We start from the raw sequence: 15027 nt of genomic DNA, 5'->3' as shown, positions 1-15027 counted from the left end.
GGTTTAATAATTTCTTGTAATCTAATAGCAATAGCAAATTAGATAATATTCTTATCTTAACATGCGAAAAAGCTGGGTTTTTCAGTGATGCAACACTTAACAAACCCAGCAATAACTTTTACTTACCCATTAAGATTTATGAGTAAGCGAGAACAAATAATACTTCAAGACATTGAACATATCTAAGAGGAGTAGTAGAAAAAGTTTATCTCAAGGCCAAAAATAAACAATGAAAAGACCAAACGGCAACTTAGAGTCAACTAATTTCCGAGCATAAATAAATTGATAGTTATTCAGATATTTCTAATGTCTTGTGATGGGAATAATGTGATTATTAGGTATCTTTTGAAGTCAGATAAAAACTCAGGAATGATTTATTTGAAGCGATAACCTAAACCACCACCAACATTAATAGCAGAAGCGGGACTATTTTCATAAGCATCAACACCTACAGTTGCATTAGAGTAAATGAGGAAATTTTTGCCAACTTCGGTTTCTACACCAGCAGTAACTGCTACGGAATCTTTATTTCCTAAGGGTGTTGGCTGACCATTTTTTTCAACAAAAGAATAGCCTGCAGCAACGTAAGCATTGGTGTTTTTAGCAATTCCTGCATCTACGGAAACTTGAGGCACGATGGCAGTTGTGTCATCACTAAATAGAATTTGAGTTCGAGCAGAAAATGGAGATTCGCCTAGCTTTACCCGACCTGTTATGTTACCACCAAAAGTTGCTGCGCCTCCACTTTGCCCACCATTAGTTACTCCTGCTGCAAAACCCGCACCAACATAACTTGCATCAGTACCTTTTTTGGGTTGAGCAGATGCTTGTTCTGCTGACATAAATCCTGCGGTAATGGAAACGGCTGACAAAGCAGAAATTACGACAAAAGACTTGAATAATTTATGCATAATTCAAAATATTTTTTGTAGGAGTTGCCTTTAAGTACCATGTCGAAAAATAGACCAGAAGGTTCCACAAGTGTCCGATGATTTTCTGATTTTTGATTGATAATATTTATGCGGTTTTTATAGTGAATTTACTAGGTTTTAGATTTTTTATGATTCCTTACTTCAAATATCTTGATTTGCCCTCAGTCTGTAGACATTTTTTATACTTGCACAATGGTGTGATATCAAAAAAATCATGATGAATTTGATAAAAATCTATAATCATGAAATAAGATATATATTTGTCCTATTCTTGCAATAGAAATGTAGTTTAAAGCTTGATGTTTTACTCCTAATAGAGGAGGTAATTTGGAGCAAAAATATCGGGAAATTTTTCGGTAATACTACAAATGTGCGCTATTTTTTTAATAGTTCAAGTTTGAGAAGCTTTATTTTGCAATAAGGAAAGAATTGCTATATTACCAAAACTAGCTGATTGATAACAGGTTATTTTTAAGTTGAGGTGAATTAGGTTAATGTAGATTGGCAATGAGTTTAATTCACCACTGATAATTAGTCCCTTGTCAAGCTATCCGTGAATTAGCCCTCACGGTCGCTCTCAAGATCGGTGTCAAAAGGATTGGTCAACAGGTCTTTCTCAAAAATGTGAAGCGTTATTGAGCTATTTGATTTAACATCCACTGCAAATAAGCTTGAGACCCATCAACTATGGGTATAGCAATAATCTCCGGTACATCATAGGAATGAAGCTCTTGGATTTTTGCTTCTAATGCTGGAAATTGACTGAGCTTTGTCTTAATAATAAGCTGCCATTCTCGATCCTTACTTACCTTACCTTCCCAAATATAAATAGAACAGTGAATTGGTAGGATGTTAACGCAAGTAGCAAGTTTGAGTTCTACCAACGCAGTAGGAATATTTTCTGCTTCCTCTTGAGAACCTGCGGTTACCAGTACTACTGTGCAATTATTATCCCCATCCATTATTCCATCCTTAAAATTTGCAGCAACTAAACAGTTCGTAGTTAGTGATTCATTCCTTAACTGGGGTATTAAAAAACCTGGTACAACCTTAAATTTAATTTTTATTGTGACACTTGCCTAATTCTGGGTAATGCTACATCTACCAATTTGAGACGCGAAGCAACCTTGCGGTCACTCAACACATGTAGTGTATTTGTACTAAGTGCTATCGCGTCTCTACAACTAATGGTTAATGCGCCTAAATCATAGGAGCATAGATATACACCCTACCACTAAACGCTGACAGCTAAGGAATAAACTTGACCATCAATTAACAACCGAGTAATACCTTTAGCCTGCAAGTGATAGCGGGCTTTATGCAGCATTTTGCTGTCGGGGACCTTAATCACGCGATCGCGCTTGGTAGAAAACCGCTTGGCGATTCTGTGATTATCAAATATAGGTAAGGTTCTTTGTTGGTTTTCCAGGTTAGGAATTTCACCCAGGTCGCCAAATTCCTCTAAGGGGCGGGTAATTAATTCCGCAGAACGATCTATAACGATATAGCAGGTTCTAGGTAAACTAGCCGCAGAAAGTGGCAAAACTTTGATTAATGGATCTCCGCTAGAACGAGTCCTGGTAACAAAGGGACGATTCCAGTCATCTTCATCATCAAAGTCATCGTCGAAATCATCTTCGAGATCGTCGTCTAAATCATCTAATTCTTCAGACTCATCGAGCAAATCTTCACCGAGCATTTCAGCGATGATTTTCGGAGTGCGACGCTCATCATCATCATCATCATCTTCTTCTTCCAACAACGGTGAGGGAATATTAGCAATTTCTGCTTCTGGTTCATTATCGCCAAATATTTCTAACTGTTGTGAGTATGCTACCGGACTGGGGGTAGGAGTCGGAGCAGCAGTCGTCGCAGAAGAACGCCGCTTTACTCTTCTTTCCCCACTCGTAACAGCTTTTTTCTTTACCGGTGCGGGTTTTTCCCGTTTCTTTGGTTTTTCTGATTTCTTCGGCTCTTGCTCTTCTATTTCTTCTTTGGCGAATACAGGTATATTCTCATAATTTACCTGTGCTCTTCCTTCCGGAGTTCTAGCCGCTCGCTTTAAAGAAACGAGATATTCGTACTCGTCTTCAGGAAGAGTACTTTTGAGCAATCGACTAATGGTCGAATTACTCACACCATAACGCTCCGCCAGAGTTGAAGTTGTTTCAGCACTCTCCCGGTATAACTTAAGGATCTCTTTTTTGTCTGAATCAGTTAGTTTTCTCACCTGTAGACACCTGCTTGTTACGTTAAGCTCTTTTGCGCCCGCGCTCCCGTCGGGAACGACTTAATGATGCGTCATACTCTAAAGCTGCACCCATCCCAAATAAAACTCCACTCAAGACCCAAAATACTTCTAATATGTCACCACTTTGATAATCTGGTCTGTTACCAGCATATTTAAACCACATATCTGCAATGTAGAGAAAAAACGATGCAAATGCAATCATTCGCCAAGACATGGCTATTCTTCCACCCCAAAATGCCAGTAACAAAGTAGTAGCAATCATAATTAGTAAAACATCACTCACCACATAAAACCAATTTACAAATTGAAAGACATTTTGCTCCCATGGACTTAATTGGGCTGCTAGTTGTTGGTTTTCTGGCAAATTAGAAAGTAGCCAAACTAAGGCGCTACCAAAAGCGCCAATGGCTAAAACAATAATCCATTGCCATGCTTCTAGATTAATTCGTCGAGAAGCTACTGCCACAATCATACCTACACCCAGTAAAATATAAGTCAGCACAAAAAATATATCGCCTAGGGAAAGAGTGGGTTCTTTTTTTAAGACTATCTCCTGAAATCCAAAGAAGATTCCTCCTAGGAAATAAGAAAGCATTCCCATCCCAATCGCAAGCCAAACATTTCGACTGCTGACAATTTTACTACTTCGCCAATTGCGCAAGCATAAAATTCCTGCGAATAAATAAGCGAAGGCTTCAAGAACATTTGTTCCTAGTACATACCATTCGGCACGTCTAAGAATTCCTTCTGTATTTGGAACTTTAGCACTGAATAGTAAAAAATATAAAATTGCTAGCACTGCCCAAGCAATATTGGCTAATACAATGTTTTGTGTATTAAAAATAGATTTTTCTCTATATGAATTTTTGTAAACGTTAATCATCAGATCTTATTGTGCGAAACATCCTCTATTCCGTGTTTTAGCTTATATTTGAGCTGGTTCGCACCCTTTCTGAATGCATTGGTTTAAAGTGAATGTTTTTGGGATAAACACACAATTCTGACCTCAGAGATAATACCTGATTTTGATGCTAAAGTTAATGCCAAAGTTTCTTTAAAGAAGATTCATTCAACCATTGGGTAAACTGCGATCGCTCTTCTTGTGGCATGTCTTGTAATTTTTCTGCTACGGGATGTGCAAAGTTAGTGTTACCAAAGTAAGATTTTCCCAATCGATGTAATTCCTGTAAGAATGTCACGATATGTGTTTCCTGCCATATGGGAACCTGTACTGTTTGGAATGGATCGAAATTTAGTAATAATTTCACTCCTTGAGGTGCAGTTACCTGAGGAAATTTATGTTCGCCGAAAAATGCAGCAATATCTTTCTCGAATAATGAGGCTTGCTTGGAACCTAAGAATTCTTCAATATCGAGGTAAATTGCTTGTAATAGCAAAATACTACCTTGAACCAAGACCGCAATATTTTGGCGTTCCTCGGAATCATTACCTAAATTTTCGATACGGACTTTACCCCAAATACTATAGCGTTCGATTTCTTCTAATAATACGCATGCTTTACCCCGGTTATCAGTTAATTCTCGCCATAAAGATTTTGCTTCTTCTTCTTGGGAAGCTGGAAATACTTTAATTAGGCGAAAAGTTTGTTCTTGATAGTACAGGATTGGTACTTGCTGGTCTCGTTTGGGGTGTAGAACCGTGGAGATTTCAACATCCTCCCGTTTAAGAATAAACATGGCTTGAGGAAATTAAGTAATGAGTAATGTTAGCGTAGCGGGGCGCGACAGCGCACAGTAATAAGTAATGAGTAAGAAGTTGTAGAGACGCGACATGATGACCTTGCGGTCACGCTGTACTAACGCGTCTGTACAGGAGTAAAAATTCAAAACACCATATTTAAGTTGCAGGGTTGTTATTTGCAGTTAGTCTTTTGTTTTAAGGTGATTAATTACATTTTGTTTGATATCACAATATACATAAATTTCCTTATGAATAGAAAGCTTATAATGTATAAATTTTATTGACTGTCACTCATCATACTAACTGCGCTCGGGTATAGGATCCATACGTAAATTTCTGAATATTGCTTTTTGTTAGAAATAGATATATAATCCAAATGCTGAAATTATTGTCAGCATCTCATTGTCTGAATAACTAAGTAGAATATTTTTTCTGCACTAATTGGGCGCGTAGCTCAGCCGGATAGAGCAACTGCCTTCTAAGCAGTCGGTCGCAGGTTCGAGTCCTGCCGCGCCCGCTTTTTAATTCAATGTATTTCGTAGAGACGTGATACGTCGCGTCTTGATAATTTTTTCTACCGGGTAAGTAGGTAAGGATAAGTCACACAACGGATTATTTATTACTATTCCCCGTTCTCTGTTCCCTTCACAAATCTAAAATTACTCCATCTTTAGCCCGCATATAAAGTGTTGGTGTCGCAAAATCGCGTCGATCTAAGCCGAATTCTTGAGAGATAGCATTGCGGGTTTTCTGGATAGCTGTATCTACGGGATTACCCTGTGCTAAGTGACTATAAAATTCGTCTGCGAACAATTTGGCAGTATCATCAAGTATCTCATATTGCATGGCGATGACTGCGGGTATTCCTCTCTGTACTAAGTTTAGTACTGTACCTGCAAATGCTTGATTTGTGGATACTGTCCCACCTCTACAGCAATTTAGGACTATTAATCCGAGGTTTCTATTGCCTAAAAAGAAATTAGCGAAGTTTTCATCATTAAATGATTTAGCTTTACCATCTTCATCAACAAGGTAGATATAACCTTTATCACTTTTAAAATCACCATGACCGATAAAGTGAAATACGTTATAAGCTTTTTCATCAAGCTTACGTCTAATATTGCGCGTTGTAGCTTCTGCTAATACGTCTAATTCGATTAGACCTGCTTCTATATATTTTTTCAGTGCTTCTCGAATCAGGTTTTCTTCAGCAGTTGCGTCTAAATTTGCTAAGTCACTGGGAGTGGAGATGACTAACAGAATTTTGAGGGGTAGATTAGCGGCTTTGATTTCGCCTTTCTGTAGGGGAAGATCGATATAACGGGAGACTACGGTTTGTTTGTCGTTTGCTAAAAAAGTATTTGTTCCTTCGTAGTAGAGAAACTCCCAAGGAAGAGCGGCTAAGTCGGGAGATTGAAAGATTAAACGCAAGCGGACGCTGTAATTATTTGCTTGTGCGCCTGTAATTATAGCTCGGAATTGAGCGTTAACATCGTTGGGAAAAAGTGCTTGGTAAAGTTTCTTTCCTAATTTTTTAAGTAATTTGTCATTTTTATTGTTGTACTCAATCAGTTCTAACTCCAATTCAATGTCGTCCATTTTCAAGAGTAATTGACCTGATACCTCACCCTGGTCTGAGGACGCGCGAATATTCTTGTTGCGATCGACTATTATTTCAAAATCTTGATATTGAAAATCTTGATGCTTTATAATGAGTTGACTTGTCTTCAAAGATTGGTTTCTCTCGGTTTCTAGTTCTCGTTGCAATGGTGTACTTTGGACTTGAGATTCTCGATATTCTGGCTGAGTTGACAAATTCACGTCATCAATTAATCTCCGGACATCAACCATTTCAAAGCTGTTTTCACACTCAATTTCATATCTACCCCTATTTAAACGTTTACGCAAATTTTCTAAAGGATAAGCATAAGGATTTTCACTTCCCGCACATTCTCTACAGTTACAGGGAACCAAAGTTTGATATTTCAAGCGTTCAAAAGAATTATGGATTTTTTCTAACTCGTGGGTGACGACTGCGAGTAATTCTTTTTTCCGGTTTCCAGATACGCTGATTTTAATTTTTCCTTGATTATAGTTTTCTATGATTTCCGCACGAGTTTTGTCTTTATTAAGAACAACACCACTTCTCCAAACCAGTTTTTGTTCTTCAATCCAAGGGTGTGTTTCTACAATAAAGCGGGTAATAATACCTTTAGGGATAAACTCATATTTGTAGCGCAAGATCAGATTATAAGATTTATCCCAAGTGTAATTAGGTAAGTTCTCATTATCGAGTAATTGTGGTGCGATGTAATTACCAGGACGATTTGGAATTGGGTAGCAAAGTTTAAACCGCATCATCAATTGCAGCAATTCATCTTGCATATCAGCGTATTCGCTATCTTTCCAAATATCTGCGAGTTGTTCTTGAGTAAAACATCCCAGATTTTGCTTGACGGTTTTATTATCTAGAACTTTGTAAACTGCTGTTGTACCCCATTCTGGTTTGAGTATTACATAGTGTTTGAGGGTTGGATCGTCTTGGAAATGCAAACAAACACCGAGGTCATGTAAATAACTACTCAGTCGTAGCATGTCTTGACGGTCAGTTAATTTATTAATTTCGCAAAGTTGGTAATATTCGTAAATACTAATGTAATTGCGAGAATCGTTATCTAAAGCGGAACGGATTCTTACCCAGATTTTTGGTAAAGGTGATTTGTCCCCAACATGGGGAAGTCTGGTAATGTAGTTTTGAATTTCTGCTTTTATTTCTGCTAAACCACGATTTGTCTGTAAGTTCGTTGCTAAAACTTCTTTTAGATTACTAAACTCTTTCCGTAACTCCCCTGCATTTATTTCACAATCGCGGTCTTGTTTTTCATTTTTAATAATCAAAATCGGACTTTTATCGCTCAAAAGTTCTGCGACCTTCATCCACCAGTAAAAATTAGTGTTTTCTCTGCGGGTATCAGCAACTAAAACATAAAGGGAACGTTTGCTCAGAAAAAACTGATGGGTTTGATGGTAGATCTCTTGACCCCCAAAATCCCAGATATTAACCCGAAATTCTTTACCGTTGTCGAGTGGGAATTTCCATTGGATGACGTCAATTCCTTCTGTTGATTTTTCATCAGAGTCAAGTTTGTAGTTTTCATCTTCAATTTTTTTAGCTAAAGAAGTTTTACCTGCTCCTCCTTCCCCAATAATCAGTAATTTTGCTTCATAGAGGGGTTCTGTTTCATTGGGGTCTTGTACCCGGAAATAGAAATCAAGGATTTCTTTAACATCACCCGGATCTCCCCATGGTCCCTTTGGTCCTAAAATTTCCGGTGGAACGGGAACTGGATTCCCACGTAAATCGAGTCTTTTAAGTTTGGTGAGTTTTTTTATTTGTGCTGGTAAAGTACTGAGTTGATTACCCCTGAAGTCAAGGGATTGCAAGTTGGTAAGTTGTCCAATTTGTGCTGGTAAAGTACTGAGTTGATTACCCCCGAGGTCAAGGGATTGCAAGTTGGTGAGTTTTTTTATTTGTGCTGGTAAAGTACTGAGTTGATTACCCCCGAGGTCAAGGGATTGCAAGTTGGTGAGTTTTTTTATTTGTGCTGGTAAAGTACTGAGTTGATTATTGCTCAGATTGAGGGTCTGTAAGTTGGTGAGTTGTTCAATTTGTGCTGGTAAGCTATTGAGTTGATTACTGCTCAGATCGAGAGATTGCAAGTTGGTGAGTTGTCCAATTTGTGCTGGTAAGCTACTGAGTTGATTACTGCTGAGGTTGAGGGTTTGCAAATTGGTGAGTTGTTCAATTTGTGCTGGTAAGCTACTGAGTTGATTACTGCTCAGATCGAGAGATTGCAAGTTGGTGAGTTGTCCAATTTGTGCTGGTAAGCTACTGAGTTGATTACTGCTGAGGTTGAGGGTTTGCAAATTGGTGAGTTGTTCAATTTGTGCTGGTAAGCTACTGAGTTGATTACTGCTCAGATCGAGAGATTGCAAGTTGGTGAGTTGTCCAATTTGTGCTGGTAAGCTACTGAGTTGATTACTGCTGAGGTTGAGGGTTTGCAAATTGGTGAGTTGTTCAATTTGTGCTGGTAAGCTACTGAGTTGATTACTGCTCAGATCGAGAGATTGCAAGTTGGTGAGTTGTCCAATTTGTGCTGGTAAGCTACTGAGTTGATTACTGCTCAGATCGAGAGATTGCAAGTTGGTGAGTTGTCCAAATTCTGCTGGTAAACTACTGAGTTGATTATTGCTCAGATCGAGGGTTTGCAAGTTGGTGAGTTGTCCAAATTCTGCTGGTAAACTACTGAGTTGATTTCCGATGAGGTTGAGGGTTTGCAAGTTGGTGAGTTGTCCAAATTCTGCTGGTAAACTACTGAGTTGATTACTGACTATCTGAAGATATTCAAGTTGATTTAGCAATCCAATTTCTGTTGGTAAGGTAGTCAACTTGTTACTGATGGTAGTAACTACAACTATAAATTCTTGAAAGTCATACTCATATTTACCAATAATCAGCTTTTTGAGTTGAGTTAGCTTACCAATTTCAGGCGGTAATTCTGTCAATTTGTTGCCGGAGAGGTCTAATTCTGTCCACCCCTCTTTTGCTGCTCTTTCAATTACTTGTAGCAGTTCTTCTGTAGTCATTAGTACATATAACAATAAATCTATTCAGAATATATCGGATTTACCCATTTATTAGCTTGACTGTGTAAAAGTAAAAAGTTAAATTTCCATTCCTAATTCCTTTAAAGACGTAGCAGAGCCTACGGTGTCGGTGTTCACCGCAGGTGCGGCTCAGCCTCTGCTACATATCTACCACTTTTGAAATAAAAAAACCCACACTCATACGAGTACAGGTTTGGTTACACTTGCGTTAATTTGTCGTTTGGTCGTGTAAAATTCTCCTCAGAGCATTTTACTGATTCAAGGCAGTGCAATCCGGTTATTTTGAATTATATTGATGTATAGTTATATATCTTGCGATCGAATCGTGACTTCAAGGTAACTAAGTAGTTGGACTGAATTAATTACACAATGTCATTGCGTTAGCGTAGCGTGCGCAAAGCGCATATGGAGCAAAGCGAAATGACGCAATCGCAGGAGCTTGGGATTGCTGAGGACGCGCTCCGCGAACACGTTGTTCGCAATGACGGTAAATATTTTTGTCCACCTACTTATGATCTCAAACTAAACTTGCTTGCTTGCGCAAACTTTGAACTGTAGAGACAAAGTGTTCTCCTACTTGGTTGATTTCTTCAGTGGTATTGAATCTTCCAATCCCAAACCTGATGGAAGCATAAGCCAGTTTTTCTGAATGACCCAAAGCCATCAAGACATGGGAAGGTGCAGTATTAGTTGAAGAACAAGCAGCACCGGCAGATACCGCCATCACTGGTTGTAATCCTAATAGTAATGCGGCTCCGTCCACTCCCTCAACGCTGACATTTAGATTTCCTGGAAGTCTTTGGGTGGGATGTCCATTCAGATGAATTCCTTCGAGTTGGGAAAGCTTTTTCCATAAACTTTCTCTGAGGTGAGTTAAACGTTCGCATTCTGTAGTTTGTTCTTGTAAAGCAATCTCTACAGCTTTCGCAAAACCAACTATTTGGGGTGTATATAAAGTACCTGATCGCATTCCCCGTTCGTGTCCTCCACCATGTAATTGTGGTGCAACCTTAACTCTGGGGTTACGACGACGAACATACAGCGCACCAATACCTTTAGGTCCATATAACTTATGGGCTGTCATTGACATCAGATCAATATTCATTGACTCGACATCCAAAGCTATTTTACCAAGGGCTTGGGCGGCGTCAGTGTGAAATAATACGTTACGTTCCCTGCAGATTTTCCCAATTTCTGCTAATGCTTGTAATACTCCAATCTCATTATTTGCCGCCATAACGGACACCAAAACGGTATCATCGCGGAAAGCTTCTTCTAACTGCTTGAGATTAATTAATCCATCTGTTTGAACAGGAAGAAAAGTGATTTCAAATCCCAGAGATTTAAGGTAATTACAGGGATCAATTACTGCACTATGTTCTGTGGAGACAGTAATAATATGCTGACCCTTTTGAAAATATGTTTCTGCTACACCTTTAATAGCTAAATTATTTGCTTCCGTTGCACCACTGGTAAAAACAATCTCCTCTGGTGTAGCATTAATAGCTCCTGCTAAGACTTCCCGTGCTTTCTTGACAGCAGCTTCCGTCTCCCAACCATAGATATGATTGATACTAGAAGGATTACCAAAATGCTCCGTAAAATACGGTAACATCGCAGCAACTACCCGTTCATCAACTGGGGTAGTTGCGTGACAGTCGAGGTAGATAGGGCGTTTCATAATTTGACTGGGGATTTGGGGTTGGGGATTGGGGAGTGGGAATTAGGAATTTGGAGTTTGTTTCAAAGTCCCCCTTTCCAAGGATTTAGGGGTAATACGTTTCAGTTAAACTCTTTAGGCATATGCTAACGAGTAACACAGTATTACACAAAAATCAAAACACAAAACACAAAACTCAAAAGTTAACTAGGGCTTGCTGAATAAAATTGAAAGCCATAACAGGCAAGGGTTTTAAGGTTTTTTGTACTAAACAAGTGCAAGAAAATAACGTTTATAGTCTCAAAAACCTTGCACTTTAGTCCTTGATATCCCTGGGTAAATTAGAAACAAGCGGGATGAAACTAATATTTTGCAAGCTGTGTGGCTTCTGGATTCGCGAAACTCTACTTTTTTAGCTAACGCTACGCTATGCGAACAGCAAGCCCTAACTAGTGCTTTGTTCCATTCATTTTGGTAGCTTTTTTCCACAAAACCCTGTAGAGACGTTGCATGCAACGTCTCTACAACATGTCAAAACTAATGAAAATAACTAATAACATTAGTTTGAACCAAATCACCAATCGCTAGTCCCTAGTCCCCAGTCCCCAACTCAAACCAAACCCTGACTCAGTACGCGCCACATAATTTTCGGGTGATATAAAGCAAAGGGGGATTTCAACAACTGAGATACTTCTACAAATAAACACAGAATATCAGGATCTGAATGTGCAAGTTTCACTAAGCTATCAGAATACCATTTTAGTACTTTTGGTAACTTAGTTTGTTTACCGTAACCCATGGTTGTAACTGTAGTGGGAAAAAGCAAATCTTTATTTGTTGCAGAATTCCAATGTTGCGAGTTACTTTGAGCTAAACTTTTTTGGAAATTCGATTTTGGATTTTGCAACCATTTTTGCAATACCAATGCTGATAATGCACTAACTGTCATCCCTTGACCGTGAACTGGACACAAAGCGCAAACTGCATCACCCAAACATACAAAGCCTTTAGGCATTTTTATTTTTTCATAGTGACGTAACCGGTTAGCAGTGTCACGATAACCATGAATAGGTGATGTAGGTTCCGCATGTGCGATCGCTTGATAAAATTTGTCTGAAGGTAGACTGCGAGCAAAATCTAGAAAACCAGGTTCATCTGCAGGAGGGAAATCTTTTCCATAACCTCCCAAAGTTGCAATCCATTCGCCATTCTCGATTTTTGCTAAATACCCTAAGCGAGTTGCATTAGGAGGAGAATGGGAAATTAAGATTAATTTCCAGTCATCTGCAAAATTTTCAGGTTGTTTGTAACGACGCGTTGCATAACCCAAAAATGGGTTGATTACAGTTTCTGTTGGGGGGTTAAAGCCTAAACTTTCCAACCAAGAAGGTGTTTGAGAATGACGTCCGCTAGCATCTACTACTAGTTTTGCCATTAAACGCTGCTCTTGTTTAGCTCCATTAACTGATTGTAAAACTGTTACACCACAAATTTGAGTTTTACAAGGATTTGCGAGCAACCCAGTGACGCGAGATTCTTCTACAAACTTTATTTGGGAAAATTTTGCCAACCTGCGTCTAATTGTCCATTCTAATAATGGGCGAGAACAAGTGACGGAAGTTATATCAGTTGGAGAATCTACTGTTGTGCCCCATTCTCCATTCTTCATTAACAGATGAAATTCTCTTGGCCAGTCTATCGGTAATGCGCCAACATCTGCAAGGTCTTTGCCAATTCCAGGAAATAAAGTATCTAGAATTCTGAAACCTTTAGCAAATAAAATGTGTGGTTGCAAAGACTGTGTGACCCCGTTACGACGATCGGGTTTGTCGGGTAATTTGTCTGTTTCCAGGATTGTAACCGAACTGAAACTATCGGCAAGCACTCTTGCTGCTAGCATTCCAGCTATACTACCACCTATAACAATCGCATGATTTTCCTTCATTCCTACACCGACCGTCTTAACTTCTTAAACATATATATTCTTACACTAAATATTTTGAGATTTGCTTTTTTTTACGAGATTTATTCAAAATAGAAAGTATTATCAAAAGTGTAATTTTTATGAACTTAATTAGATTTGTATTAATTTTTGTATCTATAGATTTAACAGTAATTATTTAATCTGTTTAATTAACACCAATATTATCAAATTAATGATTATCAGATATATTGTTATTTTATCTAAAATATACTTCTTGAATATTGATTATTATTTGTTTTTTTAGAGAATAATTTTTACTATTTTAGCTAAATATTTCTCAAAATAAATAAACGAGTTAATTAAATTTTTTTGTGATAATAGTTTTTGCAAAAATATCATGTAAACCTTGTCTTTTTCGTGTGAAAGCAGTTATCAAAAATCCAATCATCAATAAAGATATAGATAATGATTTAGTCCAATACCGAATATTAGCTTGGACAAATGAAATTTTATTTTGACTTAAGTCAGTTATATGAATGTCTAAAGATTGCTTTCCCGGAGTGGCTTTTTTAGCAGACATTTCAAATGAAATAAAATAAAGCCAATTAATTATGATTCCAAATAAACTGGCAACGATATCTATTGTACCTATTTCCTCAGGAGATGTTATTAAACTAAAAAGAATAGGAAAAAATCCACAGACTGAACTTATCCATACGATTCCTCCGATATCAAATAAATTCTCCGACTCAGTTATAAATCCTGTTGAATATGCTAAATATGCCGCACAACCACCGAAAAATATACCAATAAAAAATAATATAATTAGATCGGTTAAATAAGCTAAAAACCGCATCCAAGCGTTAGCATATCTAATACCTTTTTTAATTTGAGATTCTTGCTTAACTGCTTTTTTAGTTAAACGCTTAACATTTATTGCTGAAGGTAAAGCTGTATCTATTGCATCCAATTTTTGTAAAATTATCTGGGTGTTTTTCGGGCGTTGATATGCAGAATGCGCCATCATTTCATCAAGGATATCTGCAAATTCCGGTGAAATTTCAGGCGTTAGATAGCGCCACTCTAATACGTTCGTACATGGTTCGTATAATTGACTTGGAGACTTACCTGTTAATAAATAAATAAATGTACGTCCCAAAGCAAAAAAGTCTGATTGTTGTACCGCTTGACCATTAATTTGTTCTATTGGAGTATAACCAGATGAAATAATTCCTGTAATATCTCCAGCAGCCTTTTTTGCAACATAAGTTTTAGTTACTTCTCGCACCGTACCAAAATCAATTAGCGCCAAACGTCCATCAGCTCGCAACATAATGTTGGAAGGTTTAATATCGCGATGAAAAAAGTGTTGGCTGTGTACTTCTTGTAAAATAAGTGTTAATTCTCTTAGCCATGTAAGAGCTAACTTGGGATGTATTGGCTTGTTTTCCTGTTGTTGAATATACTTAGATAAATTCAAGCCCTCAATCTTCTCCATAATCAAACAGTGCAAATGTTTTTGAGTGTTGCGGGGAAGATAGAGAAAATATCCGTTTTCTTCAACTTTGGGAATACCCGGATGATTTAAAACCTTTAGTACCTCAGCCTCCCGTTTAAATAACTCTATTGCTTTGGGACGCTCATCTATTAAGACTTTTAATACTTTACGTTTACCATTTTTGTCTGCCAATTCATAGGTTTCGCCAAAACCACCACCCCCTAGCTTAGTTTTGACCCGATAGGATCCCTGTAACAACAATTCCGAACCACAGGTTCGACAAAATAGCATGTCACGATGATTATTACGCTCGGAGCAATGCGGATTAATGCAGATGCTCATAAGGATACTTGATATTGCTAATTTTTTGTGTGTCTATAGTGTTACGACCTT

8 protein-coding genes, 1 tRNA gene and 2 pseudogenes are annotated in these 15027 nt (G+C 38.0%); 1 reads left to right on the top strand and 10 read right to left on the bottom strand.

Features of this window, described 5'->3' with window-relative positions; all coding sequences use genetic code 11:
• Nucleotides 1–374: 374 nt before the first annotated feature.
• The 5 genes from BC008_RS38975 to BC008_RS38955 form a co-directional block, all read right to left on the bottom strand.
• A complete protein-coding gene (locus tag BC008_RS38975; RefSeq protein WP_027845510.1) occupies nt 375–911 on the bottom strand; it encodes a histidine kinase in 537 nt (178 codons plus the stop codon).
• A 653-nt stretch (nt 912–1564) separates the two neighbouring features.
• Nucleotides 1565–1894, bottom strand: coding sequence for a divalent-cation tolerance protein CutA (cutA, locus tag BC008_RS38970; RefSeq protein ID WP_027845509.1), 330 nt, complete (start codon nt 1892–1894; stop codon nt 1565–1567).
• A 272-nt stretch (nt 1895–2166) separates the two neighbouring features.
• Nucleotides 2167–3162: a helix-turn-helix domain-containing protein gene (locus tag BC008_RS38965; RefSeq protein ID WP_027845508.1), complete on the bottom strand. Its 996-nt coding sequence runs from the start codon at nt 3160–3162 to the stop codon at nt 2167–2169.
• A gap of 22 nt (nt 3163–3184) precedes the next feature.
• Nucleotides 3185–4066 (bottom strand): hypothetical protein, encoded by an 882-nt coding sequence (locus tag BC008_RS38960; RefSeq protein WP_027845507.1) that lies wholly within the window; start codon nt 4064–4066, stop codon nt 3185–3187.
• A gap of 154 nt (nt 4067–4220) precedes the next feature.
• Nucleotides 4221–4880, bottom strand: a complete 660-nt coding sequence (locus tag BC008_RS38955; protein ID WP_027845506.1) for an Npun_F0813 family protein — start codon at nt 4878–4880, stop codon at nt 4221–4223.
• A 447-nt stretch (nt 4881–5327) separates the two neighbouring features.
• On the opposite strand from BC008_RS38955, the gene BC008_RS38950 reads away from it, so the two are divergent.
• Nucleotides 5328–5401, top strand: a tRNA-Arg gene (locus BC008_RS38950).
• Nucleotides 5402–5529: 128 nt separating this feature from the next.
• On the opposite strand, the pseudogene BC008_RS52945 reads toward BC008_RS38950, so the two are convergent.
• The 5 genes and pseudogenes from BC008_RS52945 to BC008_RS38930 all read right to left on the bottom strand — a co-directional run.
• Nucleotides 5530–6405, bottom strand: a pseudogene (locus BC008_RS52945) (CHAT domain-containing protein); the annotation flags it as partial.
• Nucleotides 6406–6609: 204 nt separating this feature from the next.
• Nucleotides 6610–9531, bottom strand: a pseudogene (locus BC008_RS38945) (leucine-rich repeat domain-containing protein); the annotation flags it as partial.
• A gap of 538 nt (nt 9532–10069) precedes the next feature.
• Complete coding sequence (locus BC008_RS38940; protein ID WP_027845752.1) at nt 10070–11236, bottom strand: cysteine desulfurase family protein; 1167 nt, start codon at nt 11234–11236, stop codon at nt 10070–10072.
• Nucleotides 11237–11822: 586 nt separating this feature from the next.
• The gene (locus BC008_RS38935) at nt 11823–13157 is read right to left on the bottom strand and encodes an FAD-dependent oxidoreductase (protein WP_027845753.1); all 1335 of its coding nucleotides are present in this window, start codon (nt 13155–13157) and stop codon (nt 11823–11825) included.
• Between the two features lie 334 nt (nt 13158–13491).
• Complete coding sequence (locus tag BC008_RS38930; RefSeq protein ID WP_027845754.1) at nt 13492–14976, bottom strand: protein kinase domain-containing protein; 1485 nt, start codon at nt 14974–14976, stop codon at nt 13492–13494.
• Nucleotides 14977–15027: the final 51 nt, after the last annotated feature.

Source organism: Mastigocoleus testarum BC008, assembly GCF_001456025.1.
GTDB classification, from domain to species: Bacteria; Cyanobacteriota; Cyanobacteriia; order Cyanobacteriales; family Nostocaceae; genus Mastigocoleus; species Mastigocoleus testarum.
Note: the sequence above shows the minus strand (reverse complement) of the source record. Positions and strands in the feature narration are given on the sequence as shown.

Coding starts and splice junctions, on each gene's coding strand:
- BC008_RS38930 (WP_027845754.1), bottom strand. CDS start 14,976: ATGAGCATCTGCATTAATCCGCATTGCTCCGAGCGTAATAATCATCGT.
- BC008_RS38935 (WP_027845753.1), bottom strand. CDS start 13,157: ATGAAGGAAAATCATGCGATTGTTATAGGTGGTAGTATAGCTGGAATG.
- BC008_RS38960 (WP_027845507.1), bottom strand. CDS start 4,066: ATGATTAACGTTTACAAAAATTCATATAGAGAAAAATCTATTTTTAAT.
- cutA (WP_027845509.1), bottom strand. CDS start 1,894: ATGGATGGGGATAATAATTGCACAGTAGTACTGGTAACCGCAGGTTCT.
- BC008_RS38955 (WP_027845506.1), bottom strand. CDS start 4,880: ATGTTTATTCTTAAACGGGAGGATGTTGAAATCTCCACGGTTCTACAC.
- BC008_RS38975 (WP_027845510.1), bottom strand. CDS start 911: ATGCATAAATTATTCAAGTCTTTTGTCGTAATTTCTGCTTTGTCAGCC.